Raw genomic sequence first — 25,042 nt, forward strand, 5'->3', positions numbered from 1 at the left:
GGCTTTCATCATAGCAAAGCAAAACTTAAGAGAAAACTAAAAATTGACTTGACAAATAGGGCAAAAGTAAAGTATAATTTGATCTGTGTTCCAGATTAGCTCAGCGGTAGAGTAGGCGGCTGTTAACCGCTTGGTCGTAGGTTCGAATCCTACATCTGGAGCCAGTTTCTTTTTCCTCAAAACTTCGCTTTCTGAAAAATTAGTTTTTGTTTACTTTAGTGTTCGTTTTTTGGCCGATAATAGAGCGGATTGTAAATAGCAAAGTGGAACGCTATTCGCTTTGCTGTTTACATCAATTTTGGTAAGGAGTTTTTAAATGGCTTTTAAAACAACAAAGAGTTTGGCTTTCATGGCCTTGATGGCACTAGGTGGGTCTCAGGTAGCACAGGCTGAAACAAATGGCTTCTTTGTCGGTCTTGGTTACCAACAAGGTAAAGCGGGAAATTATAGCGCGCCTCTTTCAAAAGGTTGGAATGTTTATGGTATGGGCGTACAAGTTGGTGGTGTAGGTTTTGCCAATGATTGGTTTGGAGGTCGAGTCTATGGCTTTTTAGATTGGAACAATAGCAATCAGTGGGGAGCTACCAACGCCGATAAATGGAATCTTTATACCTATGGTGGTGCGGCCGATGCGATCGTAAACTTTATCGCTACTGAGCCTTTCTCTATGGGGATTGTGGGTGGTATCCAACTTGCCGGCAACACCGCTACCTTTGCAAATGTGCAACACACAGCTTTCCAGTTCCTCTTTAATGTGGGTGGTAGAATGCGCATCATGAAACACTCTGCTTTTGAAGCGGGCATTAAGTTTCCTATGGTGCCTGAAAATTGGGGCTATGTTGAAAAGCAAAAGCGCCACTATGCGTGGTATGTCAACTATGTCTTCACTTTCTAGTTTAGTTTGAGGGGGGTTTGCCTGCGCTTGAAAGCGCAGAGGTTTTTAATCTTAGCCGATTTTGGGTAGGGTGATCCCACTTTGTCCTTGATACTTCCCTTGTTTATCCTTGTAACTCACCGCACAGACGCTATCCGCTTGTAAAAAAATCACCTGAGCGATTCCTTCGTTAGCGTAAACTTTAGCAGGCAAAGAAGTGGTGTTAGAAATTTCAATCGTAATATGCCCCTCAAACTCGGGTTCAAAAGGGGTTACATTGACAATAATTCCACAACGCGCATAAGTGCTCTTGCCCAAACAGATTGCCAACACATCCTTAGGCATAGCGATGCGCTCGATACTATGAGCCAAAGCAAAGGCATTAGGAGGAATGAGCACCGCGTCTTCTGTATGCACTGCGCGCACCAAGTTAGAATCAAAATTTTTTGGATCAACCACACCATTTTGTTGAGGCTCAAAAATCAAGAAGTCTGAACCCACACGGATATCATAACCATAACTACTGAGACCATAACTAATAGTCCCCTTAGACACCTGTTTAGCACAAAAGGGGGTGATCATTTGGTGCTCTAAACTCATCTTCTCAATCCATGTATCTGCCTTTAGTCCCATTCCTGCCCTTTCACGATTTAAAAATCATGTTATTATACTACAGCTGATCCCAGCCATCTATCATCAAGGAAAATTATGAAGATTGCAGATATCCAAGACCTTATCCACTCTTTTGATCAAAGTAGTGTGAGCCATATGAAGCTTAAATTAGAAAATCTAGAACTTACTCTAGACAAAAACACCAAAAGGGTTTCCTCAAATCCTGAACCTATTTTAAGCCAACCAGTGCCGACACAAACAGCCCCCACCTTTATCCAAACCCCTACGGCTAGTGCTTGCGCGCTCAGTAGCACTGCAGGAGCAGCCAGTGTTTCTAGCGGTGTTAAAGAACAGGGGGATTATATTCTCTCACCTATGGTAGGCACTTTTTACCACCGCCCTTCCCCCAACGCAAACCCCTATGTGAGCGTGGGAGACATCATCAAAAAAGGGCAAACAATCGGGATTGTAGAAGCGATGAAAATTATGAATGAAATTGAGGCAGAATGCGATTGTAAGGTGCTTGCTATCGAGGTAGATGACGCTACAGCTGTGGAATACGGCACACAACTTGTCAAGATCGAAAAACTCTAGGGGGTTACATGCAAGCGCCCAAAACTAAAAATCTCCAACGCATTTTGATTGCCAATCGTGGGGAAATCGCCCTGCGCGCCATTCAAACCATTGCCGAAATGGGCAAACAATCTATCGCCATCTATTCGAGCGCAGATAAAGACGCGCACTATCTCAATACGGCGAGTGCTAAAGTGTGCATTGGTGGACCTAAATCCACTGAGAGTTACCTCAATGTGCCAGCGATTATTAGCGCAGCAGAACTTTTTGAAGCGGATGCGATTTTTCCGGGCTATGGTTTTTTAAGCGAAAATCAAAATTTTGTAGAAATTTGTTCTCATCATGGGATCGAATTTATCGGACCTGATGCTAAAGTGATGGCCTTAATGGGAGACAAATCTAAGGCTAAAGCAGTGATGAGGGAGGCGGGTGTGCCTGTGATTGAGGGGAGTGAGGGGGTTTTACGGGGTTATGAAGAAGCCCTTAAGGTCGCAGAACGAATCGGTTTTCCCATCATTATTAAGGCAGCTAATGGAGGTGGGGGGCGAGGGATGCGTGTGGTTGAAGACCCTAGCCTATTAAAAAATCTCTATTTGGCTGCTGAAACCGAAGCGCTGAGTGCTTTTGGAGATGGAAGCGTCTATATTGAAAAATTCATCAAAGACCCCAAGCATATTGAGGTGCAAATTTTAGCCGACAAACATGGCAATGTTTTACACATTGGCGAGAGAGATTGTTCTACCCAAAGACGGCAACAAAAACTCATCGAGGAAACGCCTGCGATGGTTTTAGACCCTTGCGTGCGCGCCAGACTTTTAGAAACCGCCACGAAAGCGGCCAAACACATTGGCTATGTGGGGGCGGGAACTTTTGAGTTCTTGCTAGATGGAAATGGTCAAGATTTTTATTTTATGGAAATGAACACCCGCCTGCAAGTTGAGCACACGGTCAGCGAGATGGTGAGCGGACTGAATTTCATCGAGTGGATGATCCGCATTGCAGAGGGGGAAAAACTCCCTCTACAACAAGACATCTGTTTACAGGGGCATTCCATAGAATGCCGTATCACGGCTGAAGACCCACAAAGCTTTTATCCCTCTGCAGGCACGATTAAGACTTGGATTGCTCCGGGTGGGATTGGTGTGCGTTTGGATACCCATGTTTACGCCGGCTATAGCGTGCCCACTTTCTACGATTCGATGATTGGCAAACTCATCGTGCACGCCCCTAATCGCGATCAAGCCATTTTAAAGATGAAACGCGCACTTAAAGAATTTAAGGTCGAGGGCATTAAAACCACTATCCCTTTTCACCTTAACATGCTTGATAACCCCGATTTCCGCCAAAACAAAATCCACACCAAATACCTAGAGGTCTAAACTAATAGCTATTTTGTGCTGAAAAAAGCTCACCTAGCTTTTTTAGCAGGGTGGGCGCATCCTCTCTCTGCATTAAAGCCTCGATCAACACTAATTTGTCCGCATGCTGATATGCGCTTTTCAAGGCCTGAGAAAAATCTTCTATATTAGAAACCTTAAAGGCGAGTGCATGGCGTTGCAAGTTGGCATCAAAGACATCAAGTAACTTCGTATAATGCCACATGTTGATGTCATTGTATTTGCGATTAGGCCCATGAATACAGCGCTCCACCGTGTAGCCATCGTTATTGATCACAATGATAATCGGAGCAATATTTTCTTTAAGCATGGTTGAGAGTTCTTGTGCGCTGAGTTGCAAGGAGCCATCGCCCACTAGCAGAATATTTTTGCGCTTTCTATCTGCTAAACAAGTCCCTAGCAACGCGCCAAAAGTATAACCAATTGAGCCCCAAAGTGGCTGCCCTATAAAACGCACCCCATCAGGCAATTTAATATCTATCGCTCCAAAAAATGAAGTGCCCTGTTCAGCAATCAAAACATCCTCAGGGCGCAAATGTTGTTCGATCGCTTGGAAAAATACCTCTTGAGTGAGCTTGCCCTCTAATTTTGGCTTAGGTTTATGGGGTTGTTTGGGAGGTAATGTGGCGTTAAATTTGAGAGCAGAGATTCTTTTTAAGACATCTTGCATCAAAATATCGCTGTAAATTTTGTCGCCTATTTTGCTATAAAAGGGGTGGATTTCAATAGTGGGGGTGGGTTCAGGGCAGATGTAATTAAACCCAGCCGTGAGCGAGTCGGTGAGTTTAACCCCAATTAAAAGCGCATAATCCGAGCTTTTAATCGCCTTAGTAACTTTTTCATCGCTCAAAATGCCATTATAAACCCCAAGAAAATTAGGATGATTTTCCGGAAAAACCCCCTTACCCATTGCTAGCGAAGCAATAGGCAGATTAGTTTTTTCAATAAAATCGTGCAGAGCTTGGTTGAGGCAGTGGCGATTGACCTCATAATCGGCCAACACAATCACAGACTGGGCTTGTTTTACTTCTTGTTTCAAGGCTTCAATAAAGGTATTGAGGATTTTCTTATCGCTCTTGGGTTTGTAGCGTAGGGGGGAGGACATCGCAATTTGAATATTGGGCACATCCACAGGAATCCCAATATAAACGGGTTTTTTTTGCAGATAGCACTCCGCTAACACCCTATCGATTTCATTTTTGGCATTTTGTTTATTTAAAATAGTTTGGGCGGTCGTAACTTCCTTATACATGTTAAAAAACTTCATAAACTCGCCATCACCTAGTGTGTGGTGCACAAGACACTTATTATTAGAAACATTCCTAGAGGGCATCCCCACAATTTTGACCACGGGCACACTCTCTGCATACGCCCCTGCGATACCATTGATGGCGCTCAATTCTCCCACCCCAAAAGTGGTTACCAAAGCCGCCATAGACTTAATGCGCCCATAACCATCGGCAGCATAAGAAGCGTTGAGCTCATTGCAATTCCCCACCCATTCCAAATATGGATCGTCTTCTATGAGGTCCAAAAACCCCAAATTATAATCCCCCGGCACACCAAAAATATATTTAATTCCATAGTCTTTGAGTCTGTCTAACAAATACTGCCCGATTGTCGTTTTCATGTTGAAGTCTCCTAGAAAATTTAAAAACATCAAAAAACCAATAACAGCGTGCATTATAACTTTTTATCGTTATCAACAAACAATAAAGCGCATTGGCTTAAAAAGAAGATAACCCATAACTAAGAGTGGTTATAATGCTCCCTAAAATAGAGGATTACCTTTATGAAAGATTACCTGCAAGCTAAACACCAACTTTTAAATGCCACAGACTTAGAAAGCGCGAAAGTAAGTTTGAGGGGTTTGATCCAAAAGCACAGAATGACATTAGAAAAAGAGAAACACGAATTAGCCCAAAGCTTGTATGAGGGAATCTGCCATCAACCCCATCCAACACACCAAGCTCTTTTGTTTTATCTTTTGGCCAGTCCTATTTTTAAAGCAGATGAAAACACTATTTGGGATCAATGGGATCATCAGTTTAAGTTAGACTTAAGTGCTTTAGCCCAACTCTTGGGGAAAGACACGCATGGGATTTGCTTAGATGCAGAACAAGAAATACATAGGTTTTCTAAATGGGTTTGCCTTGAAAATGCCATGCATCAAAATGATGTTTAGTATTAAAACCAAAAACATAGCAACAGAAACGGAGGCAGAAACAAACAAACCCCTCACCATAGATTCGGGAGACTCATGGTGGTCAAGGTTATTGTGGCCAGTAGCAATTCCTCTAATGCATGGCATACAACAAGAGTTTCAACGCTTGAAGGAAATGACAGCGCACCGGCAAATATTATTACAAGAGAGCAAGGTATCTTTAAGATATATAGAATTTGAACTATGAACGAGTTCAGAGGAATCCTCTATAGAACTTAAAAAAGCAATTATGATCGTCTAGTTACGCTGTGTTGATGGCATTAGCCCAATAATCCCAAAGCACAAGCAAGGTGAAACCTAAAAAAATTCAGCTTTTGATAGGCTTGTCAAAAAACATTACCCACACCGCGTCGTGTCTTTGTGCTACTACTTACATTCTCTCTGTCCAATCTTCAATCATCCATCTAATAGTTTTCTAACTCTTCATGGCTAATTTAGAGTTGTATTTGCCTAAAGCAGCGATAAGTTTATCCCCGTAGGTGTGCGCCCTCTCTTTATTGCTAGCAGAGACTAGATTAATAATTTCTTGTGTGTTTAACTCATTTTTAGGCGTGCGCAACAAGAGTTCATCGCTTTTAAGCTACAACACCATAGTGTTCTAAGATGGCTTGCTCATAGACTTGTCTACTTTGGGGGGTGAAGTTTTGCATCCCCCCTTAGCCCTATGATTGCCCGCGATAACTAAATCATCAAACCCGCCTCTATTTAACACCATTTCAGGCTTGAAGTTTTGGGCGATCTGCTCGACAACTTTAGAGTTAGTTTGTGTGCGTTGTTGTGTGCCCACACCCGTGTTAAAACTAGGTTTGACATCTTGGGCTTTCACAATGACAAAATCTAACGGATAAATGCGCTCATCATCTAGGCTGACACTGCTAGAGCGTCCTTGTAATCTTTGCATAGGAATAGGCGTGCCGAGTTTTAAATCTTTTTGATTCTCCTTAGTGCCCGCTTGGTTTTCTTTTTGGGCTAGCGCAACCTCTCTTTCTAGCTCCTGCTCTTCTATTTGGGCCTTGTATTTGGCCTCTTTAGCCTCTAGGGCTTGTTTGCTAGCCTCTTCTTTGGCCTTTTTGCGCTCTAAAGCCCGCTGTAAGGGCGTTAAACTTTTAAGGGGGGGTGTGGTAAGTTCTTTATTGGAGTTTAAAGGGAGATTGTCCGCCTCTTTAGTTAAATCCTTAGCGCGTGCTGTCTTAGGGGTTTTCTCTCCAATAGGTTTTTTCTTGTCAAAAGCTGTAACAACCCAATAGTTATCGCCTTGCTTATTGTAACCCTTATTAACTCCCACAACAAAGCCGTTATATTCGATATTGTAAGCCTCTGCCCTGCCTTGTCTTTTGGCAATTTCGCCCCTTTGCACTATCTGCTCAATCCCATTCCCCAATTTCTCTAAAGCATTAGCCCCCTCAAAGTCTTTAAAGTCGTCTAGATGATTCTCTAAAATCTTACTTAAACCATGCCCTTTAATTTTGCCCATTTCATCGTGCACTTCTCCCCAAACCAAATCAATATGCCTTAAATCCTCCCTATAAAACGTCTCGGCGACTTGCCTTCTTTGCTCTTTTAAAAGCTTTGCTACCGCTTGCGCCTCCTTCCCCTCAAACCCTTTAAAATTTTCCCCAAAAGCGGGGTTAGGCTACATGTAAGGGGGGTATGGTATCCCTAAATCCTATTGCGCTATAATTATCCACGAGTTGGTTAGAAAATGTTTTAACCTTAAAAGTCTCAGCGAGAATATTTGGGACTTTCTCGCTAATGTGTAACACTTCTCCTAAATCGCCCACAATATTCTTTAACCTGTTTAAAGTTTTAATGAATTAGTGCGGATACTCCAAGCTCCATCCTTTGAGCGTGCTACATTGGTAAAATAATATGTTTTCCAATATCTTTAACAAAAATTAGGGCGTTCTCTTTTCTCTTAAAATCATATCGCTTTGCTCTAAAGCGGGTTTGATATGGGGCAACAGACTATCTCTTTGCCTTTTTGCCAATTTAGCCAAACTCCCGCGGGTTAATTGGATTTGCTCCCCCTTGAGCACGGGCTCTAAAGCTTGTTGCACTGCAGGGCTAAAGCTGGGCATAAAGGGCTCATCAAGGCTTTTAAGATTAAAGGCTTTTAGCCACTCCTCCTCTAGAGGATTACCCCTTTCTCCTTTAGGTGGGGTTTCTCTAGGATGCACATCAAAGACTTTAATGTCTTGTTTGTTTTGGGTGGTGTGCACGCTGGCATGGGGAGACTCATAAACATAAGACACCACCCCCTCTTGCTTGAGCGTGCCCTTAATTTTAATCTGTGTGTTTTGCGCCTTGAATTATCTAAACGCTTTAAATCTAATCTGCAGTTTGAATTTGATCCAACTTCCCGCGTTTAAAAGACCCCTCTTTGGCGCACAAACTCTCCAAATTCTTAAAAAAGGCGTTGCGATCAAAGACTTTTAAATTTTCCCCCTCATACGCGCTTCTTTCAAACATGCGATTGAGCAAGTGTATTTCTAAGACTTGGCAATCTTGTGTGCCTAACTTTTGGGCCAACTAGAAATGCCTGTACCGATATCTCTTTTGATAAAACCCTTGATGTGGTTAGCTAGATAATCTTTTAATCCGGGGTCTTTGATGTCCTTGTAGTAGGAGTTGAGCAGTTTGCGCGCGGGCTAGAATTAGCCATCTCAATGAGAAATGTGCTAAGATTTCAGCTTTTACAAGAAAAGAATTACCCCTGTGCTTGGGCGTGTGCGATCAAGGGCTCGATGACTGGATCTAAATTGCCCGAGAGCATGATCTCCTCTAGGCTATAAAGGGTTAAGTTAATGCGGTGATCGCTCAAGCGGTTTTGTGGGTAGTTATAAGTGCGGATGCGTTCACTACGATCCCCACTGCCCACCTGCATTTTACGGCTTTCAGAATTGGCCTGTTGTTGCTCTTCGATCTGCTTTTCATACAAGCGGGCTTTGAGGATTTTTAAAGCCTTGTCGCGATTTTTATGTTGAGATTTTTCATCCTGCATGGACACGCTAATGCCTGTGGGAATATGAGTGATGCGCACCGCCGAGTCTGTGGTGTTCACACATTGCCCCCCATGCCCGCCTGCTCTAAACACCTCTATGCGTAAATCATTGGGGTTGATATTCACTTCCACATCATCCACCTCAGGCATAATCGCTACAGTTACAGCAGAAGTGTGGATACGCCCCTGTGACTCGGTTTCAGGCACGCGTTGCACGCGGTGTGTGCCCGCCTCAAATTTTAGGCGCGAATACACCCCCTGCCCCTTGATTAAAGCGATCATCTCCTTGTAACCCCCTACGCTATTCTCGCTGGAGCTGACAATCTCTACTTTCCATTTTTTCAAATCTGCATAACGGCAGTAAGCTTTAAACAAGTCGCCCACAAAAATACCCGCTTCATCTCCTCCAGTGCCCGCACGCAATTCTAAGTAAATATTCTTGTTGTCGTTAGGGTCTTTGGGGATGAGCAAAATTTTGATGCGCTCCTCTAGGCTTAACTTTTCTTCCTCTAGGACCTTAAGCTCTTCTTTAGCCAGCTCGCCTAGTTCTTTATCCTCCAATAGAGACTTATTTTCTTGGATACCCTCTAGGGTCTGCAAATAGGTCTTAGCCACTTGGGCTAATTCCTCTAAACCAGCTTGCTCTTTGCTAAGCTCTGTGAGTTGCTTAATATCGCCTAAAACTTCGGGTTGTGTGAGAGAGTGCGCGATTGCATCGTAGCGTTGAACAATCGCTTGGAGTTTTTCAGATAGCACGGCTTAAGCGTTGGCAAGGGCGATCTTTTTCACGCTCGCATTTAAACGAGACACTTTCCTAGACGCGGTGTTTTTCTTTAAAACTCCCTTACTTACGAATTTATGCAATTCCTTATTAGCTACTTTCAAAGCATCTTGGGCTTTGGGCACATCATTATGCGCCACAGCTTCGCGCACAGCCTTTACAATATTTTTAAGGCGTGTTTTGTAAAAACGATTGCGTTCTGTGCGTTTGAGGGTTTGGCGAATGCGCTTTTCTGCGGACTTATGGTTAGCCACTACTTAATCCTTTTATCAAAAATAACATGGCAAAATTTTAGCTTACACAGCATTAAAGACTGATTAAAATTAGGGTAGATGATGGTTTTTGGCACAGATGGAGTAAGGGGCAGAGCGGGAGTGGAAATCACCCCCATGTTTGTGATACAACTAGGCATTGCAGCAGGGCTTTATTTTAAAGAGCAGGGCGCAAGCCGTAAAATTTTAGTGGGTAAGGACACGCGCAAGAGTGGCTACATGATTGAAAACGCCTTAGTGAGTGCGCTCACTTCTGTGGGTTATGATGTGATGCAAATAGGTCCTATGCCCACCCCAGCCATCGCCTTTTTAACTGAAAATATGCGCTGTGATGCGGGAGTGATGATTAGTGCTAGCCATAATCCCTTTGAAGACAATGGAATCAAGTTTTTTGATCGCTTTGGTTACAAGTTGCAAAAACAGAGCGAAGCAGAGATTGAAAAAATTTTTGCTGATTCCAAGCGGCTAGAGAGTAGCTATCAAAGTGGGGTGGCTATTGGGAGCTCTAAGCGCATCGATGATGTGATAGGACGCTATATTGTGCATTTGAAAAACTCTTTCCCTAAGCATTTGAGTTTACAGGGTATGCGCGTGGTGATTGATGTGGCTAATGGAGCGGGCTATAAAGTCGCTCCCATTGTCTTTAGTGAGTTGGGCGCAGATGTGATTGTGATCAATGATGAACCTAATGGGAGCAATATTAACGCCCAATGTGGAGCCCTTTACCCTCTAGGTCTCAGCCAAGAGGTGAAGCGTTATAGGGCAGATTTAGGAATCGCCTTAGATGGGGATGCTGACCGGTTGGTCGTGGTGGACGAATTGGGGCAAGTGGTGCATGGAGATAAACTCATCGGGGTTTTAGCTATGTATCAAAAACAACGCACCAAATTGGCTAGTAATAAAGTTGTGGCAACCACTATGAGCAATTTAGCCCTGCAAGAATATTTGAGTGGTCAGGGGATTTCTTTGGTGCGTTGTGAGGTGGGGGATAAATTTGTGAGCGCGTGCATGCAAGAGCAAGAGGCTAATTTTGGAGGTGAGCAAAGCGGGCATATCATTTTTGGGGATTATTCTAAAACGGGTGATGGAATTATGAGCGCTTTACAGGTGGCTGCGTGTGTGATTGAAAGCCGCAAGCGTAGCTCACAGGTGTTAAGCCCCTTTGAATTGTATCCTCAACTCCTAGAAAATGTCCGCATTAAAACTAAGAAGCCTTTAGAAAAGCTCCCTCACTTTAAAGAAATGCTTAAAAATTTAGAACAAGAAAATATCCGTCATCTGATCCGCTATTCAGGCACAGAGAATATTTTGCGTATCTTATTGGAAGGGCAGGATCGCTCCCTACTAGAAAAACGCGCTCAGGAATTACAGATTTTTTTTAAAGATCATTTAACTTGAAATCTGTCTTGATTTTTTGGCTCGCCTTTGTATTGGCTATTTTTGCCGATCAAGCCGTAAAGCAGTTGATCTTACAGGGCTTGCGCTATGAGGGGCCGGTAATTTCTATTGTATTGGCTTATAACGATGGTGTAGCCTTCTCCATGTTGCATTTTTTGGGAACATGGCTTAAATATTTGCAAATAGTGTTGTTGGTAGGTGTTGGGGTGTTTTTGTGGCGGCAAAAGGAGTTTTTTACCCAACATGCCCTATCTTTTGGTTTGGTGCTAGGAGGGGGAAGCTCTAATGTGATCGATCGCTTTGTGCACGGGCATGTGATTGACTATGTTTACTGGCACTATAAGTTTGATTTTGCGATCTTTAATCTGGCTGATGTGCTCATTGATGTGGGGGTGGGGTTACTTATTTTAAAGAGCTTTAAGGCAAAAGACAAGCAAGGGCAAGTATAATACGGGTTTTGGCAATTTGTGGTCGCGTAGCTCAGTTGGTAGAGCACTACCTTGACATGGTAGTGGTCGCTGGTTCAAGTCCAGTCGTGGCCACCATTGGACTTTAGGTTTTCTCCTATCGCTTCCACTCTATATGTCCGTTAATGCCGTGCTTTTCATAAACACTTAAGACCTCTTCTAAGAAGGCCACTAGGTCATGTTCTTTATTCTTGCGCGCGCTCTCTAATAAGCGCATAAACATCTTTTTGCCTGTTTCAGTCTGATTAAAGTTTTTCTTTAAGAAATTGTGCCGTGCACACAGAGTTTGCCCATTTTCTAAGCTGGCTTGCCCGCCCAAATCTTTAGGTTTAATATGATCCACATGCAACTCTACGCCTTCCTTTTGCCCTGCCCCACAGATCACGCATTTATACCCATCTCTCTCTAAAATCTGCTTTTTGAGCGCGGGGCTAAAATCTTCCAAATTTGGGCGTAAGGTGAAATTAGGATCATAGTGATACACCCCCTTGCCAACCTTGATTAAGTGTCCCTGTTGGTGGAGTTTTCTAATGCCTCGATCGGGGTCTCTAAATACCTTGCCTGTGCGCTCTTTGTATTCTTTTACCACCCAATCGACCACCTCCGGGTGTGCGATGTTTCTGTGAGGATGGGCCTTGAAAAACTCCATAATCAAATCTTGTTGGCTAATGCTCATTGAGGACCTTTAAAAAGCGTTCATAAGAGAGGGCGCAATAGGTAGGGTCTAATTCAATCCCTATAAAGGCGCGTTGGTTTAAGTGCGCTTCGATCATAGTTGTGCCGCTCCCACTAAAGGGATCGCAAATAGTGTCCCCCACAAAGCTAAAGAGTTTGATACAGCGCCGAGGCAATTCCCTAGGAAAGGGTGCAGGGTGTCCAATGCGCTTTTTAGATTCTCCATTAAAGCTCCAAAGTCCATTAGTCCATGCCATAAATTCCTCCTTGCTAATATCGCTCACGCCCTTAAAGGGCTTTTTCCACACTTGTTTATACAAAATGACAATGAGCTCCACAGGGGCGATCACATAGGGGGCAGACGCGCTTAGCCAACTTCCCCACGCCGTGCGCCTAGAGATATTGCCTTCATTCCACACAATGCTGCTATGATAAGACCAACCCACTTTTTTAGCCAAAGTGATCAAATCCGCTCCCACACTCTGCGCTCCGCCTTTATTTTTATCTAAGGGGATGTTCAGGCACAAACGCCCGCTTGTTTTAGTCCATTGATAAACATTCTCCAGCCAACACGCGCTAAAGTCTAAATATTCTTGGTAGCTTTGAGCGTCTTGACTGGCGTTATAGGCAATGCCCACATTGTAGGGCGGGGAGGTGATGATGCAATCTAGGCACTCTTGGGGCAAGAGAGCTGAATTAAGCGCGCTAGCTTGATAAAGGCGGCTTTGATTATGGGTAAAAAAAATATCTTGTTTCATAGATTACCTATTGTGATCATAGTGAGCTCGACATTCTAACACATTTGCGCGCGTCTCTATTCAGTAGAAGCTTAAAGAGATACACTACTTTCTAGCCAAAAGGGTTGTTAATGCAAGGTTTGTTTAGTCTAAAAAATGCGTTTTGGGTGTGGCTTGTGGCTGGGTTGTTTTGTCTGAATGGACGAGATACCTTGTTTTATGATCCAAGTTGTGATGAGGCTTGGAATCTTGTATTTCCCGATGAGGATAAAAATGAAGACGACAAAAAAACCCTGCGTGCCCCAAGATGAGAAAAAGGCAGATTACTACGAAGAGCTCTGCCATAAGAATGCTAACTTTCCTGCAAAAATCTACAATCACAGCCCAATGAACACGACGGGTGCTTTGATATTCGTGGCGGGGTAGACCCTAAATCACTAGACAAGGGGCCTACTGAATATGAGTATTAACTCCCCTTGATTTGGGCTAGCAATCTGTCTACCTCTGCTTGCAAGTGTTTTAAGTCTTTAGAATTATCCAACACGAAGGGGCTTAGGGACTTTTTAATTTCTACATCCATCTGGGTGTTGAGGCGTTGTTCTATTTGCTCTAAACTTAAGCCATCGCGCGTTTGCAGGCGGGTAATCTGCAATTCTCTAGGCGCGTAAATCAACACCACTTGAGAAATCCCATAGGTCTTGATCCCCTCAATTTCAAAGAAAAGCGGGATGTCTAAAAAATAGGGCTGGTGGTGGGCTTCTAGTTCTTGGGCTTGCTCTAACATTTTAGCGCGCACTTTGGGGTGAATCAAGGACTCTAATTTGGTGCGCGCGCTCTTGTTAGTAAAGATAAGTGGGGCTAGAGCTTGGCGCGTGATGGTGTTGTTTGTAGCCACCTCAGGGAAGAGCTGGGCGATCTCTGTATTGTGTTGCTCAAAGAGTTCATGGGCGATTTTGTCCGCATCCAGCACGCTATAGCCATGCAGGCTTAAGAGACTAGCTACCGTGCTCTTGCCCGTGCCAATCCCCCCGGTGAGCACAAAGGCGTGTTTTAAATTCAATTTTTAAGCAAACGCGCGCACGCGCCCTTGAGCCACTGAGGCTGGGCAAAGGCAGCATGGTGGATTTCAGCATTATAGTAACGCAAGCCATCGAGCATGTCGATTTTTTGGAGCAACATATCCGCTAGGGGGTGGTAATGTTTAGAAATAAAAAGATAAATCTGAGGCGTGGGAGCGTAGGGGGTGTTAAAAGGCATCAGAATTTGCGCACAGGTTTGCAAATCTTTGAGCGTGTCCTTAAAGGCTTCTTGCTCGAGAAGAGGACTAGGAGCGACTGAGACCATGAAACCCCTAGGGGCTAGCATGCGTTGCAAGCCGTCCACTTGGTGGGCGTTGAGGGTGCTTAAAGAGATGATAATGTCATAGGGCTGTAAATCTAGGTCTAAAATCCTATCATAAAGCTTGAAGCGCGCATGGGTTTTAGTCTCTTGAAATTGAGGCAAAAAGGTGTGTAGGTTTTCTAACATTGCGCGATCTTCTTGCACAAAATCTACATGCATGTCTTCGTGCTTTAGCAATTCAAAAGCGATTTGGGTATCAAACCCTCCGGTAATGAGCGCGCGTTTAGGGTTGGGGTGCACGCACGCGCTCACATGTGCCAATAACTCACTTTGAATAAAGGGATAATTTTGAAAAAACATCCATTCCTGTGTGTCATGACGCACGATCCCTACTTGTGCACAATCTGTTCCGACAATTTCTAAATGGTGTGTCATTAAAACTCTTTACGAGGGTCTTGTGCCCCATACATGAGGCGACTTTTTTGATCCACAACAATCGCATTTACATCACCCATAACGGGCTTCACAACAATTTTGTAACCCATTTTCTCTAAATTTTCCTGCACATCTTTAACCATGCCAAAGGGTTCGGTGCGGATTTCATCGGGCAACCATTGCATGTGGAAGCGTGGCGCGCTCACAGCCTGAGAGATATTCATGCCATGATCGATGACATTGCTGATCACCTGCAACACGGTGGTGATGATGCGCGCCCCTCCGGGGCTACCCACCACCATAAAGACTTTATTCTGTTTGAGCACAATAGTAGGCGACATGGAGCTAAGGGGTCTTTTGCCCGGCTCAATTGCATTAGCGTCTCCCCCTACAAGTCCATAAAGATTGGGCACACCGGGCTTGATAGAGAAATCATCCATTTCATTATTAAGTAAAAAGCCCGCGCCATTTATCGCTGCTGCACTGCCATAGTAATCATTAATGGTGTAGGTGATACTTACCGCATTACCCCATTTGTCTGCAACAGAGTAATGCGTGGTGTTCTTGCCCTCATGGATTTGTCCCAAACCGGGGTTAATTTTTGCGCTGTCCAATGCCTTATCTTTGGGAATGCCTTGATAAATCTTCTTTGCATAATCCTTGTCGGTAAGTCTAGCTGTGGGCACATCAATGAAGTCTGGATCGCCCATAAACACGGAGCGATCGGCATAGGCTTGGCGCATCGCCTCCGCCATAATATGAATAGTCTTGCTAGAGCCAAAGCCCAAGTCATGGATATTAGCATTTTCCATTGTGTTTAGCATTTCTATGATATGTGTCCCTCCAGAGCTAGGAGGTGCCATAGAGATGATTTTATAGCCCCGATAACTCCCTTCAATGGGTTTGCGCCACACCACTTGGTAACTAGCCAAATCTTTTTTAGTGATAATTCCTCCATTTTTAGCCATATCTTTTGCGATCAGATCAGCGATAGGACCTTTATAGAAAGCCTGTGCTCCGCCATTTTTAATCAAAGTGAGGGTTTTAGCCAAATCTTTTTGCACCAAGAGATCCCCTGCGCTATAGGCGACCAAACCCTTTTTAAGAAAATACTTGCGACTGCTGGCATATTTGGCAAAGCGAGGTTTGGCATCTAGCATGGTTTCTCCCTGCCTTTGGGTGAGTCTAAAACCCTTTTGTGCTAGCTCAATCGCAGGCTGGATCAACACCGCGCGCTTTTTTGTGCCGTATTTTTTGAGCATGGCTTCTAATCCTGCCACAGTGCCCGGAACTCCAGCAGCCAAATAGCCATCCGTGCTTAGCTTAGGAATCACATTGCCATTTTTATCTAAATACATGTTTCTGCTCGCTCCAAGCGGAGCTTTTTCTCTAAAATCTAAAGTAATATTCTCTCCATTGGCTAGGTGAATTACTGCAAACCCACCCCCGCCTAAATTGCCCGCCACCGGATGCACCACCGCTAGGGCATAACCCATTGCTACTGCCGCATCGATCGCATTCCCTCCCTCATCTAAAACCTTTTGTCCGATTTTATCTGCTAAAGGATGACTAGAGAGAGCTAACGCTCTGCCCTTAATGGGGGGTAAACTTGCCGCAAGAACACTGCTAGCTATCCCCACACTTGCCCATAGCACCACCGCTACACGCCATACTCTCACCATGCTAACTCCTGATGTTTCTTAAAATATCTTAACACAGCTAGACTTACAGCTAGCACAAATAGGCTATAATGCCACAAATCCAAAAGGATGCCTGTGGTTCTAGCTCTTAAATATCGCCCTAAACATTTTCAGGATTTGGTAGGACAAGAAAGCGTGTCTAAAACCCTAAGTTTGGCTTTAGAGCAGGGGCGTTTAGCGCATGCCTATTTGTTTAGTGGGCTTAGGGGTTCGGGCAAGACTTCTAGCGCGCGCATTTTTGCCCGCGCCTTGCAGTGTGAAAAAGCCCCCACCAGCACTCCCTGCGATGTCTGCGCTAATTGTGTTGATGCGCTACAAAATAAGCATGTAGACATTATCGAAATGGATGGCGCGTCTAACCGCCGTATTGAAGACATACGAGAAGTGATTGAGCAGACCAAGTACCAACCTAGCATGGGAGCTTTTAAGATTTTTATTATCGATGAAGTGCACATGCTCACTAAGGAAGCCTTTAATGCTTTGCTAAAAACGCTTGAAGAACCTCCTCCTCGTGTCAAATTCATTTTGGCCACTACAGATCCTCTCAAACTCCCCGCCACCATTCTTAGCCGCACCCAGCATTTTCATTTTAAAAAAATCCCCCCTAAAGCCATTGTGGCGCATTTGCAACACATCTTAAGTTTGGAGGGCGTGCAATACCAAGAGGGGGTCTTAGAGATATTAGCTAGAAGTGGGGGAGGGAGCTTGCGAGACACTTTAACTCTCACTGAGCAGGCCATTAATTACAGTGCAGGTCCCCTCACTCTTGAGATGATTACACGGATGTTAGGTCTAGTGGACATGCAAGTTTTGCATGATTTTTTTCAAGCTCTTAGGGATAATCCGGAGCGCATCTGTGACTCTTTGAGACTTTTTGAAGAATACGACCCGCAAGTGGTGCTTGATGAGATGTCTCTTTTTCTTAAAGAAGCTCTGCTCCATAAAACTTTTCCACTGAATTTAGTGGATGCGTGGATGGGTGTTTTGGCCCAAGCCAAGTCTCTTTTGCATGCGGGCGTGGATGGGGGTTTTGTCTTAACTCTGAGCGCGCTCAAAATGCAAGCAACGCCCACACCTCAAGCGCCATCACTCTCTCAACGCCCAGCACCAATACCCACTCAAACTCCAACACCACCTCCAGCACCACCCAAACAACCCACCCCTCAAGAACTTTTTGAGAAGCTTATTGTAAGGATTCATGCTCATAATCCCGATTTGGGCAACCTCTTTAAAAAATTTGTCCAATTCCATGCTTTTGAAAATAAAACTCTTTGGTGGGTTTCAAGAGCGGATGCCCATGCTAAAGGAATTTTGATGCAACATTTTGAGTTGATCAAACAACTTGTAGCAGAGGTCTTTGGTGAGGGCGTGCAGGCTCAAGCCCTAAAGGTTACTTCTCCCTCAGAGCCTCCCCCCCCTCCTTCTGCAACTCCTCCCCCCACAGCTCCGAATTTACGCGAGCAATTCATGCAAGAAAACTCCAATTTAGTAGGGGCGATGCAAGAGCATTTAGGGATTGTTGATGTCAAGGTGGAAAAATCTTGAAAGAGATCATAGCAGGACTGCAGGATTTAGATCGAGTGTTGGATCATTTGGACCAACACCGCAAAGAACATCAAATTGTTTTGTTGCGAGGTGATTTGGCTAGTGGTAAAACAACTTTAGTACAACGCTTTTGCGCACGCCACCACGCTCTTCAAGCCACTTCGCCTACTTTTACTTTAGCGCATCACTACCCCGGAGGCGAATTTGAGATTTACCATTATGATTTTTACCGCAAAGATGTTCAAGAGCTTTTGTTGATGGGTGTTTTGGATCATTTGCAATATGTAGGCGTGCATTTTGTAGAATGGGGGACGGAGACTTTAAAGAAAATACTCATCCAAGCAGGTTTTGAAGTGCTGATCATCACCCTAGAGAGAAGAGATCGTCTTTGTTGCTATAGGTTCAATAATGGATAAACTCAGCGCGATCAATTTGAGCAAACAGATCAAAAAGACCAAGATCGTGCATGATGTTTCCTTAGAGGTAGAGAGTGGACAGGTAGTGGGCTTGCTAGGGCCCAATGGCGCGGGTAAAACGACGACTTTTTATATGATTTGCGGGCTCTTGCAACCTAGTGGAGGAAAAGTTACGCTTAATGACATCGATCTCTCTAGTTATCCTTTGCATAAGCGATCTAATTTGGGGATTGGCTATCTCCCTCAAGAATCGAGCATTTTTAAGGATTTGAGTGTTTTGGACAATCTCATGTTGGCTGCTCAGACCACTTTTAAAACCTCTAAGGAAGCTATGCAACGCATAGAGGAGATGCTAGAGGCGTTTAACATTCAGGCTATTCAAGATCGCAAGGGCATGTCTTTGAGCGGGGGGGAGAGGCGGCGCGTAGAGATAGCACGCGCGCTCATCAAAAGCCCTAAATTCATTCTGCTTGATGAACCCTTTGCTGGAGTGGATCCTATTGCAGTGTTGGATATTCAAAAGATCATCGAACACCTTGTAGAGATGAATATCGGGGTGCTCATTACCGATCACAATGTGCGCGAAACCTTGAGCGTGTGCCATCGGGCTTATGTGATCAAGAGTGGGACTTTGCTCGCTAGTGGTAGCAGTGATCAAATTTATGACAATGAACTGGTCAGAAAACACTACTTGGGCGAGCATTTTAAAGCATGATGGCTATTTTACGCCCCACCCCCACCCCTGCCCCCAAAGGCAAGCTTTCTGCAACGCTTAAGAGTTGGCTACCTATTTTACAAAGCGGACCCCTAGAGATGGAAGAAACTCTGCAAGGCTATGTTCAAGACAATCCTTGTGTGCGCGTGCAAAGTGCATTGAGCACGGACTTTAGTAGTCAAAAATTTTACAAGCCCCCTCGCCCCAGCCTCAAAAACACTATGACAGATAAAATTGAGAGTTTGAGCGTTTATGCCTCTACTCTTTATGAGAGTTTGGAACAACAACTCTTGCCCCCCCTTTTTCCTACAGAGACTTCTTTAAAGATTGCCCACGACATTATAGAAAACCTTAATCGCGAAGGATATTTTGAAGGGGATGTGCAGGCGCAGGCTTTGGCCTTAGGCGTAGACGCGCAAGACTATGAAAAAGTGCGCCAACGCTTTGCCTATTTAGACCCTCCGGGAGTGGGAGCAGTGAGCCTAGAGGAGAGCTTTCTTTTCCAACTTACCCACCATGAAGAATTAGACACGCCCACTTACGATCTCTGTGTTAAGATTGTGCACCACCTTGAAAAGCATAAGGATTTTAGCCATTTGAAGGCTTATCCTAAAGCCATGAAGGTGATCACTTCTTTTAAAAATCCTCCTGCTATTGATTTTGATGAGGTATCTTTGCCCGTGATTCCTGATCTTTTTATTTGTGAGGACAATGGTGAGATTTCTGTGCGTCTTAATGATGCGTATTATCCTAAAATTGTGATCGAAGAATTGAATATTAAAGAGCCTTGCGGTTATCTCAAGGAAAAACTCAAGGAAGCTAGGGATTTGGTGGACGCGCTACAAATGCGCCAGCAAACACTCTTAAAAATTGGATTAATGCTCGTGGAATACCAATACGATTTTTTTAAAGGCAAGGAGATCAAACCTATGCGCCTAGTGGATATTGCTAATGAATTTGGCTATTCCACTAGCACCATCTCGCGCGCCATCGCTAATAAATATTTGGAATGCACGCGTGGAACTTTCCCTATCAAAAGCTTTTTTACTACAGCATTAGAGGGAGATATTTCCAACACCTCTATCAAAGATTTTATTTTAGAGAGTGTCAAACAGGAGAATCCTCAGCGCCCTTTGAGTGATATGAAATTATTAGAATTGGTTGAAAATAAATTTGGACTTAAAATCGTGCGCCGCACTATTACCAAATACCGCAAACTTTTAAACATCGCTAGCTCTTCAGAGCGTAAAAAACTTTACAGTTTGCGCGCGCCTTAAGTCAAGGCGTGTTAAAATTCTCTTTTTTCAAAAGGAAGCCTATGGAGACATTGAAACTAAGTGATGATGCCTTGTTTGCCTTATTTGCAAGTCTGAGCACCCCCACAGCCCCCCACCAAGCCCATGTCTATGTGCAAGCTTTTTCACATTTTAAGCATATTGCTTTGGGTACAAGCGACTTTGGCTATTCCTTCTATGCCCTAGGTAAAGCTTATGAAACGGGTTTAGGCGTTTCCAAAGACCTGCAAAAGGCCAAAGACCTTTATACAGAGGCGATCAAACGCTACCAAACTTACGAGGGGCAGGATGAGTCCCACCTGGAAGCGATCCGCGCCCTAGAGAAATGGCTCTGAGTGGTCGCTGTGACCGCCGTGATCTCTGTGATCTCTATGGTGGTGGCGATTGTGTGCGTTGCTTGCGTGGCGCTTATGATCTCGGCGGTGTGTGTTGAGAGGGTTGTAATAAGAGTTACAGACCCTAGAATTGTGGGGTTTAGATTCACATCCGCACCCTTGTTCTTGTAGTGTTGTAGTCGCTCCATCTGCAGGAGTGTTTGCAAAAATCTCTAGGTCGCTAGGCCTAGGCTCAAAGACTTCTACGCTAAAGCCTAATTTTTTGGCTAACTCTAGGAGTTCTGATAGGTTTTCTTGTTTAATATTTTGAACTAATGCATCCATATAAAATCCTTTCATGGAATTTACTCTCCCATTCTAACTTTCTAAAAATAATCAAAATCTAACAGAAACCCAATGCGATGTGCTATAATGCGGAATTTGGAGAACCTATGGACATCAAAAACGCCTTTTTACAGCACTTTGAACGCTTAAACCATGTGCGTGTGCCTAGCTCTAGCCTTGTGCCCGATGATTCCAGCTTGCTTTTCACCAATGCGGGCATGGTGCAGTTTAAAGATATTTTCTTAGGTAAAGTCGCGCCTTTTACCCCGCGCGCTACCAGTGCCCAGCTGTGCATGCGCGCTGGGGGCAAGCATAATGACTTAGAAAATGTGGGCTACACTAACCGCCACCATACTCTTTTTGAAATGTTGGGAAATTTCTCCTTTTTTGATTACTTTAAAGAAGAGGCGATCGCCTATGCCTATGATTTTGTGCATAAAACACTAGGCTTTCAAAACAAAGATATTTACATTAGTGTGCATGAAAAAGACACGCAAGCTTATAAGTTGTGGCAAAAATTCGTGCCTGAGAGTCATATCAAGACAATGGGGGATAAGGACAATTTTTGGCAGATGGCAGACACGGGACCTTGCGGGTATTGCAGTGAGATTTACATCGATCAGGGCGCGCAGGCTTTCCATTCTGAGCAAGACTATTTCGGGGGCGAGGGGGATCGTTTCTTAGAGATTTGGAACTTGGTGTTCATGCAATACGATCGCTCTAAAGAGGGCGTGCTCACCCCTTTAAGTCAGCCTTGCATTGACACGGGTATGGGGCTGGAGAGGGTGCAGGCTCTGCTGGAGGGCGTGCAAAACAACTTTGACTCCTCTTTGTTTAAGCCTTTAATGGCGTGCATTGAAGAGGTTTTTGATTTGCCCTACAGCGCGCATAAAGAATCCTTTAGAGTGCTAGCCGATCACGCTAGAAGCGTGGTGTTTTTACTGGCTATGGGGGTGTATTTTGACAACACGGGGCGGGGCTATGTCCTGCGCCGTATTTTGCGCCGTGCGCTAAGGCATGGCTACTTACTCGAGCATGCCAAAGGGCGCGAACTCAGCGAGCCCTTTTTCTATAAAATCTTAGGGAGTGTGTGCGCCTCCATGCGCGATTACTCCATTTTACAAGAACAACAAGAGAGTTTGCAAGCCGAATGCAAAGCAGAAGAAGAGTTATTTTTAAACACCCTAGAAAAGGGCATGCATCTTTTTGAGAGCGCGCTCGCAGAAAGCAATGAAATTTTTAGCGGCGCGGTGGCGTTTAAGCTCTATGACACTTACGGTTTTCCCCTAGATTTGACCATGGACATGCTTAGAGACAAAGGAATTGAGGTCGATCTGGCCGGCTATGAGGCGTGTATGCAGGAGCAAAGAGCGCGCTCGCAATTTAAACAGAGTGGAGCCAAAGATAGCCTAAAAACTTTGGATTTGAGCAAATTAGAGCCAAATGCTTTTGAGGGTTACCACCATGAGAGTTTGAAAGCGAGCATCCGCGCGTTGTATGCGCCCGATGATCAGGGTGCGCTAGTTTCTGTGCAAAGTGCCGCGCAAAATACAAAAGCCTATGTCGTGTTGGACAAAACTCCCTTTTATCCTCAAGGTGGAGGACCCATTGGGGATAAGGGTGTGTTGTTGGACTTGACACACAACCCGATCGCCCATGTGTTAGACACCCAAAAAGTGGGTGCGATCAATATTAGCCTTGTGGAGTTTAAAAGGGAGGGGCGCGTAGGGGATGGCGTAATAGCCCAAGTGATTGATCGCGCCGAGATTGCCAAACACCACAGCGCAACCCATTTATTACACCTAGCTCTTAGGGAAGTTTTGGGCAGAGCTGCACAAGCTGAGGGTAAAAACGCCCAAATTCAGCAAAAGGGAAGTCATATAGAAACCACGCGCCTACGCTTTGATTTTAGTTTTTACCGCGCCTTGAGCGATGCTGAAATCGAAGCGGTGGAAGAGTTTGTAAATACCCAAATTAGCATGGGAGCTAGCACCAATATCGAGCACATGGGAGCAGAAGCTGCCAAACAGAGCGGGGCAGTGATGTTGTTTGAAGACAAATATTTAGAAGAGGTGCGCGTGGTGCGCATTGCTGGTAGCCTAGAGGCATGCGGAGGGGTGCATGTGAGCGATAGCGCGCACATTGGGGGTTTTGCCATTACCAAGAGCTCAAGCGTGAGCGCTGGGGTGAGGCGCATTGAGGCGGTGTGTGGGAAGACGTATTACCAATTCATCGCCCAAGAGCGCGCCACTCTCAGACAAGCGCGCCAAAAGTTAAAAACCTCTGATCTGCTCAAGGCTTTAGACACGAAGGCGCAATCTGCTACGCCCAAGCCAAATTGTGCGCACTTGGTGCAGTGGCATTCTATCCGCAATAAACAACTCGCCCTTTTGCACGCCCAAAAAGAACACCTTAAGGAGTTTTTGGCACTCATCGACACGCATAAAAAACAACAAAAAGATTTAGTCGCACTCTTTCTCTATCCTAATTTACAAAAACAGGGCTTGGAGTTGTCGCTTAAATCTGTCGGGAGTGAGGATATGCTAGCTCTATTGACTCGCTTGAAAAGCCAGCTAGACACCCTAGGTTATGGACATAAAGGGGGAGGCAAACGCGATTATGTGTCTTTGCTCATTCAAAAGCAAGGGGGCGCGCTCACCCCTGAAGAAATTGATCATTTAGTCCAAACACTCAAACAAAGCACTTTGGATTTTATGGCAGGCTGATGCACACCAATACGCTCTTTTTGATGCTCTTTGTTTCGCTCATCTTGGGGCTAGTTGGCTTGCTCATCTTTTTATGGGGGCTCAAGGGCAAGCAATTTAATGATGAGAAAAAGATGTTAGAAGTTTTGCTCTATGACAGCCCTAGCGATCTACGCACTGCCAAACAAGAGGAAGTTAAGTCTAAGAAGAAAGGATAATATGGGCGAGTTATATGATGTCGTGGTGGTAGGGGCAGGACCTAGCGGGATTGCCACTGCTGTGGAGTGTAAGCTCAATGGGATCGCTAGGGTGCTCTTATGTGAAAAAGAAGCGCAGAGTTGTGGGATGATACGCAAATATTACAAGGCCCATAAGCGCGTAGATAAAGATTATCGTAAGCAGGTTGTGGATATTAAGGGGCATATTCCTTTTAGCGACACGGATAAAGAGGGCGCGTTAGAGGTGATGGAAAAAGCCCTACAGGAACATAATATTGAAGTGGCTTATAAAACCAGTATTGAGAATGTGGTTAGAAAAGATCATTATTTTGAAGTGGTGAGCGGGTCTAATCAAGTCTTCAAGGCTAAGAGCGTGGTGATTGCTATTGGCAAGATGGGGCAACCCAATCGCCCCTCCTATCCCATCCCCGTAGAGGTGATGCGCCAAGTGGTCTATACTATTAATGATTGCAAAGAAAAAGAAGATGTTTTAGTAGTGGGCGGGGGCAATTCGGCAGTGGAATACGCTATCGCGCTCTCTAATACCAATAACACCACCCTCAACTACCGCCAGACCACTTTTAGCCGTGTGAATGAGGACAATTTGAGGAATTTAGAGGAAGCTTTTGAGAGGAATTTAAACCAAAAATTGGGCGTGGATATTGAGGGTTTGAGCGGGGAGGATGGCAAGGTGCAGGTGCATTTTAAAGACGGGACACAAGCCCTTTTTGATCGCGTCCTCTTTGCTATTGGAGGCTCCACTCCCCTAGAGTTTCTCAAAAAATGTAAGGTAGCCCTAAGTGAAAGTAACTTGCCCCTTGTGAGCCCCGAACATGAAAGCAGTATTGCTAATTTATACATTGTGGGCGACATTGTTTATAAATCCGGGGCGAGCATTGGGATCGGATTGAATGCGGGCTTTGAAGTGGCTCAGGTGCTTAAAAGTCGCTTGCTCTAGTGCGCTTAAAGCGCTATGGCTAGCCTGCGTTTTGGTAGGGGTTG

At 44.6% G+C, this 25,042-nt stretch carries 29 protein-coding genes, 2 tRNA genes and 1 pseudogene; 17 read left to right on the forward strand and 15 right to left on the reverse strand.

Going from position 1 to position 25,042, the window contains the following annotated elements; genetic code table 11:
• The first annotated feature begins 89 nt into the window (after positions 1-89).
• Together HFELIS_RS03310 and HFELIS_RS03315 are read left to right on the forward strand one after the other, a co-directional pair.
• Positions 90-164: transfer RNA gene (locus HFELIS_RS03310), tRNA-Asn, on the forward strand.
• 152 nt (positions 165-316) lie between these two features.
• Positions 317-895 (forward strand): outer membrane protein, encoded by a 579-nt coding sequence (locus HFELIS_RS03315; RefSeq protein WP_013469122.1) that lies wholly within the window; start codon positions 317-319, stop codon positions 893-895.
• 51 nt (positions 896-946) lie between these two features.
• On the opposite strand, the gene dcd is transcribed toward HFELIS_RS03315, so the two are convergent.
• On the reverse strand, positions 947-1,507 hold the full coding sequence (gene dcd, locus HFELIS_RS03320) for a dCTP deaminase (protein ID WP_013469123.1): 561 nt from the start codon (positions 1,505-1,507) through the stop codon (positions 947-949).
• Positions 1,508-1,582: 75 nt separating this feature from the next.
• Between dcd and accB the strand changes: the two genes are divergently transcribed.
• Positions 1,583-2,080 (forward strand): acetyl-CoA carboxylase biotin carboxyl carrier protein, encoded by a 498-nt coding sequence (accB, locus tag HFELIS_RS03325; protein ID WP_013469124.1) that lies wholly within the window; start codon positions 1,583-1,585, stop codon positions 2,078-2,080.
• An 8-nt stretch (positions 2,081-2,088) separates the two neighbouring features.
• Positions 2,089-3,438: an acetyl-CoA carboxylase biotin carboxylase subunit gene (locus HFELIS_RS03330; RefSeq protein ID WP_013469125.1), complete on the forward strand. Its 1,350-nt coding sequence runs from the start codon at positions 2,089-2,091 to the stop codon at positions 3,436-3,438.
• 1 nt (position 3,439) lies between these two features.
• Here the strand turns inward: HFELIS_RS03330 and HFELIS_RS03335 are convergent, their stop codons facing one another.
• Complete coding sequence (locus HFELIS_RS03335) at positions 3,440-5,086, reverse strand: alpha-keto acid decarboxylase family protein (RefSeq protein ID WP_013469126.1); 1,647 nt, start codon at positions 5,084-5,086, stop codon at positions 3,440-3,442.
• A 162-nt stretch (positions 5,087-5,248) separates the two neighbouring features.
• On the opposite strand from HFELIS_RS03335, the gene HFELIS_RS03340 reads away from it, so the two are divergent.
• Complete coding sequence (locus HFELIS_RS03340; RefSeq protein ID WP_013469127.1) at positions 5,249-5,641, forward strand: hypothetical protein; 393 nt, start codon at positions 5,249-5,251, stop codon at positions 5,639-5,641.
• A gap of 454 nt (positions 5,642-6,095) precedes the next feature.
• On the opposite strand, the gene HFELIS_RS09315 is transcribed toward HFELIS_RS03340, so the two are convergent.
• From HFELIS_RS09315 to rpsT, 7 genes and pseudogenes are all read right to left on the reverse strand, one after another.
• Entirely contained in the window at positions 6,096-6,239 is a 144-nt protein-coding gene (locus HFELIS_RS09315; RefSeq protein ID WP_158652855.1) for a hypothetical protein, read from the reverse strand.
• Positions 6,240-6,278: 39 nt separating this feature from the next.
• Entirely contained in the window at positions 6,279-6,581 is a 303-nt protein-coding gene (locus HFELIS_RS09480; protein WP_269446228.1) for a hypothetical protein, read from the reverse strand.
• Positions 6,582-6,905: 324 nt separating this feature from the next.
• Positions 6,906-7,199: pseudogene (locus HFELIS_RS09485) on the reverse strand (putative barnase/colicin E5 family endoribonuclease); the annotation flags it as partial.
• A gap of 376 nt (positions 7,200-7,575) precedes the next feature.
• A complete protein-coding gene (locus HFELIS_RS03355; protein WP_013469129.1) occupies positions 7,576-7,932 on the reverse strand; it encodes a hypothetical protein in 357 nt (118 codons plus the stop codon).
• A gap of 76 nt (positions 7,933-8,008) precedes the next feature.
• Positions 8,009-8,209, reverse strand: coding sequence for a hypothetical protein (locus HFELIS_RS03360; RefSeq protein WP_013469130.1), 201 nt, complete (start codon positions 8,207-8,209; stop codon positions 8,009-8,011).
• A gap of 178 nt (positions 8,210-8,387) precedes the next feature.
• The gene (gene prfA, locus HFELIS_RS03365) at positions 8,388-9,437 is read right to left on the reverse strand and encodes a peptide chain release factor 1 (protein WP_013469131.1); all 1,050 of its coding nucleotides are present in this window, start codon (positions 9,435-9,437) and stop codon (positions 8,388-8,390) included.
• 3 nt (positions 9,438-9,440) lie between these two features.
• Positions 9,441-9,716 carry a 30S ribosomal protein S20 gene (rpsT, locus tag HFELIS_RS03370; protein WP_013469132.1) on the reverse strand — a complete coding sequence of 92 codons (276 nt, stop codon included), beginning with the start codon at positions 9,714-9,716 and terminating at the stop codon, positions 9,441-9,443.
• Positions 9,717-9,794: 78 nt separating this feature from the next.
• Here rpsT and glmM point away from each other — a divergent pair, with 78 nt between their 5' ends.
• The 3 genes from glmM to HFELIS_RS03385 all read left to right on the forward strand — a co-directional run bounded on the left by glmM (position 9,795) and on the right by HFELIS_RS03385 (position 11,677).
• Entirely contained in the window at positions 9,795-11,132 is a 1,338-nt protein-coding gene (gene glmM / locus HFELIS_RS03375; protein WP_041302752.1) for a phosphoglucosamine mutase, read from the forward strand.
• Positions 11,129-11,581 carry a signal peptidase II gene (gene lspA / locus HFELIS_RS03380; protein WP_013469134.1) on the forward strand — a complete coding sequence of 151 codons (453 nt, stop codon included), beginning with the start codon at positions 11,129-11,131 and terminating at the stop codon, positions 11,579-11,581. The genes glmM and lspA overlap by 4 nt, the downstream gene beginning before the upstream one ends.
• Positions 11,582-11,601: 20 nt before the next feature.
• Positions 11,602-11,677, forward strand: a tRNA-Val gene (locus tag HFELIS_RS03385).
• Between the two features lie 19 nt (positions 11,678-11,696).
• On the opposite strand, the gene HFELIS_RS03390 is transcribed toward HFELIS_RS03385, so the two are convergent.
• Entirely contained in the window at positions 11,697-12,275 is a 579-nt protein-coding gene (locus HFELIS_RS03390; protein ID WP_013469135.1) for an HNH endonuclease, read from the reverse strand.
• The gene (locus tag HFELIS_RS03395) at positions 12,265-13,032 is read right to left on the reverse strand and encodes a DNA-methyltransferase (protein ID WP_013469136.1); all 768 of its coding nucleotides are present in this window, start codon (positions 13,030-13,032) and stop codon (positions 12,265-12,267) included. The genes HFELIS_RS03390 and HFELIS_RS03395 overlap by 11 nt, the downstream gene beginning before the upstream one ends.
• Positions 13,033-13,142: 110 nt before the next feature.
• Between HFELIS_RS03395 and HFELIS_RS03400 the strand changes: the two genes are divergently transcribed.
• The gene (locus HFELIS_RS03400; protein WP_013469137.1) at positions 13,143-13,322 is read left to right on the forward strand and encodes a hypothetical protein; all 180 of its coding nucleotides are present in this window, start codon (positions 13,143-13,145) and stop codon (positions 13,320-13,322) included.
• A gap of 155 nt (positions 13,323-13,477) precedes the next feature.
• Here the strand turns inward: HFELIS_RS03400 and coaE are convergent, their stop codons facing one another.
• From coaE to ggt, 3 genes are read right to left on the reverse strand one after another with little or no spacing between them, the layout of a single operon-like run.
• Positions 13,478-14,071: a dephospho-CoA kinase gene (gene coaE / locus HFELIS_RS03405; RefSeq protein ID WP_013469139.1), complete on the reverse strand. Its 594-nt coding sequence runs from the start codon at positions 14,069-14,071 to the stop codon at positions 13,478-13,480.
• The gene (locus HFELIS_RS03410; protein WP_013469140.1) at positions 14,068-14,787 is read right to left on the reverse strand and encodes a spermine/spermidine synthase domain-containing protein; all 720 of its coding nucleotides are present in this window, start codon (positions 14,785-14,787) and stop codon (positions 14,068-14,070) included. Before HFELIS_RS03410 ends, coaE begins: the two co-directional genes overlap by 4 nt.
• A complete protein-coding gene (gene ggt / locus HFELIS_RS03415; RefSeq protein WP_013469141.1) occupies positions 14,787-16,469 on the reverse strand; it encodes a gamma-glutamyltransferase in 1,683 nt (560 codons plus the stop codon). Before ggt ends, HFELIS_RS03410 begins: the two co-directional genes overlap by 1 nt.
• Positions 16,470-16,556: 87 nt before the next feature.
• Here ggt and HFELIS_RS03420 point away from each other — a divergent pair, with 87 nt between their 5' ends.
• Genes HFELIS_RS03420 through HFELIS_RS03440 form a run of 5 tightly spaced genes read left to right on the forward strand, consistent with a single transcriptional unit; the run spans position 16,557 to position 20,793 of the window.
• A complete protein-coding gene (locus HFELIS_RS03420) occupies positions 16,557-18,032 on the forward strand; it encodes a DNA polymerase III subunit gamma/tau (protein WP_041302754.1) in 1,476 nt (491 codons plus the stop codon).
• Complete coding sequence (gene tsaE, locus HFELIS_RS03425) at positions 18,029-18,448, forward strand: tRNA (adenosine(37)-N6)-threonylcarbamoyltransferase complex ATPase subunit type 1 TsaE (protein WP_013469143.1); 420 nt, start codon at positions 18,029-18,031, stop codon at positions 18,446-18,448. The genes HFELIS_RS03420 and tsaE overlap by 4 nt, the downstream gene beginning before the upstream one ends.
• On the forward strand, positions 18,441-19,163 hold the full coding sequence (gene lptB / locus HFELIS_RS03430) for an LPS export ABC transporter ATP-binding protein (RefSeq protein WP_013469144.1): 723 nt from the start codon (positions 18,441-18,443) through the stop codon (positions 19,161-19,163). Before tsaE ends, lptB begins: the two co-directional genes overlap by 8 nt.
• Positions 19,163-20,440, forward strand: coding sequence for an RNA polymerase factor sigma-54 (locus HFELIS_RS03435; protein ID WP_041302756.1), 1,278 nt, complete (start codon positions 19,163-19,165; stop codon positions 20,438-20,440). Before lptB ends, HFELIS_RS03435 begins: the two co-directional genes overlap by 1 nt.
• A 41-nt stretch (positions 20,441-20,481) precedes the next feature.
• Positions 20,482-20,793, forward strand: coding sequence for an SEL1-like repeat protein (locus tag HFELIS_RS03440; protein ID WP_013469146.1), 312 nt, complete (start codon positions 20,482-20,484; stop codon positions 20,791-20,793).
• Here HFELIS_RS03440 and HFELIS_RS03445 read toward each other — a convergent pair.
• Positions 20,776-21,117: a hypothetical protein gene (locus HFELIS_RS03445; protein ID WP_013469147.1), complete on the reverse strand. Its 342-nt coding sequence runs from the start codon at positions 21,115-21,117 to the stop codon at positions 20,776-20,778. The genes HFELIS_RS03440 and HFELIS_RS03445 overlap by 18 nt on opposite strands.
• A 107-nt stretch (positions 21,118-21,224) precedes the next feature.
• Here HFELIS_RS03445 and alaS point away from each other — a divergent pair, with 107 nt between their 5' ends.
• The 3 genes from alaS to HFELIS_RS03460 are packed head-to-tail and all read left to right on the forward strand — an operon-like array spanning position 21,225 to position 24,998.
• Positions 21,225-23,843: an alanine--tRNA ligase gene (gene alaS, locus HFELIS_RS03450; protein WP_013469148.1), complete on the forward strand. Its 2,619-nt coding sequence runs from the start codon at positions 21,225-21,227 to the stop codon at positions 23,841-23,843.
• Positions 23,843-24,040 (forward strand): cbb3-type cytochrome oxidase assembly protein CcoS, encoded by a 198-nt coding sequence (gene ccoS, locus HFELIS_RS03455; RefSeq protein WP_013469149.1) that lies wholly within the window; start codon positions 23,843-23,845, stop codon positions 24,038-24,040. Before alaS ends, ccoS begins: the two co-directional genes overlap by 1 nt.
• 1 nt (position 24,041) lies before the next feature.
• Complete coding sequence (locus HFELIS_RS03460) at positions 24,042-24,998, forward strand: NAD(P)-binding domain-containing protein (protein WP_013469150.1); 957 nt, start codon at positions 24,042-24,044, stop codon at positions 24,996-24,998.
• The last annotated feature ends 44 nt before the right edge of the window (positions 24,999-25,042 follow it).

The sequence above is a fragment of the Helicobacter felis ATCC 49179 genome (genome assembly GCF_000200595.1).
In the GTDB taxonomy this organism is placed as follows: Bacteria; Campylobacterota; Campylobacteria; order Campylobacterales; family Helicobacteraceae; genus Helicobacter; species Helicobacter felis.

Bases quoted from the DNA above. Each gene is read 5' to 3' on its own strand.
- HFELIS_RS03315 (WP_013469122.1), top strand. From the start codon at position 317: ATGGCTTTTAAAACAACAAAGAGTTTGGCTTTCATGGCCTTGATGGCA.
- HFELIS_RS03410 (WP_013469140.1), bottom strand. From the start codon at position 14,787: ATGACACACCATTTAGAAATTGTCGGAACAGATTGTGCACAAGTAGGG.
- HFELIS_RS03400 (WP_013469137.1), top strand. From the start codon at position 13,143: ATGCAAGGTTTGTTTAGTCTAAAAAATGCGTTTTGGGTGTGGCTTGTG.
- ccoS (WP_013469149.1), top strand. From the start codon at position 23,843: ATGCACACCAATACGCTCTTTTTGATGCTCTTTGTTTCGCTCATCTTG.
- glmM (WP_041302752.1), top strand. From the start codon at position 9,795: ATGATGGTTTTTGGCACAGATGGAGTAAGGGGCAGAGCGGGAGTGGAA.
- HFELIS_RS03445 (WP_013469147.1), bottom strand. From the start codon at position 21,117: ATGGATGCATTAGTTCAAAATATTAAACAAGAAAACCTATCAGAACTC.
- HFELIS_RS03460 (WP_013469150.1), top strand. From the start codon at position 24,042: ATGGGCGAGTTATATGATGTCGTGGTGGTAGGGGCAGGACCTAGCGGG.
- HFELIS_RS03440 (WP_013469146.1), top strand. From the start codon at position 20,482: ATGGAGACATTGAAACTAAGTGATGATGCCTTGTTTGCCTTATTTGCA.
- HFELIS_RS03420 (WP_041302754.1), top strand. From the start codon at position 16,557: ATGCCTGTGGTTCTAGCTCTTAAATATCGCCCTAAACATTTTCAGGAT.
- lptB (WP_013469144.1), top strand. From the start codon at position 18,441: ATGGATAAACTCAGCGCGATCAATTTGAGCAAACAGATCAAAAAGACC.
- HFELIS_RS03340 (WP_013469127.1), top strand. From the start codon at position 5,249: ATGAAAGATTACCTGCAAGCTAAACACCAACTTTTAAATGCCACAGAC.
- HFELIS_RS03435 (WP_041302756.1), top strand. From the start codon at position 19,163: ATGGCTATTTTACGCCCCACCCCCACCCCTGCCCCCAAAGGCAAGCTT.
- alaS (WP_013469148.1), top strand. From the start codon at position 21,225: ATGGACATCAAAAACGCCTTTTTACAGCACTTTGAACGCTTAAACCAT.
- HFELIS_RS03335 (WP_013469126.1), bottom strand. From the start codon at position 5,086: ATGAAAACGACAATCGGGCAGTATTTGTTAGACAGACTCAAAGACTAT.
- accB (WP_013469124.1), top strand. From the start codon at position 1,583: ATGAAGATTGCAGATATCCAAGACCTTATCCACTCTTTTGATCAAAGT.
- ggt (WP_013469141.1), bottom strand. From the start codon at position 16,469: ATGGTGAGAGTATGGCGTGTAGCGGTGGTGCTATGGGCAAGTGTGGGG.
- dcd (WP_013469123.1), bottom strand. From the start codon at position 1,507: ATGGGACTAAAGGCAGATACATGGATTGAGAAGATGAGTTTAGAGCAC.
- HFELIS_RS03390 (WP_013469135.1), bottom strand. From the start codon at position 12,275: ATGAGCATTAGCCAACAAGATTTGATTATGGAGTTTTTCAAGGCCCAT.
- HFELIS_RS09480 (WP_269446228.1), bottom strand. From the start codon at position 6,581: ATGCAAAGATTACAAGGACGCTCTAGCAGTGTCAGCCTAGATGATGAG.
- HFELIS_RS03395 (WP_013469136.1), bottom strand. From the start codon at position 13,032: ATGAAACAAGATATTTTTTTTACCCATAATCAAAGCCGCCTTTATCAA.
- HFELIS_RS03330 (WP_013469125.1), top strand. From the start codon at position 2,089: ATGCAAGCGCCCAAAACTAAAAATCTCCAACGCATTTTGATTGCCAAT.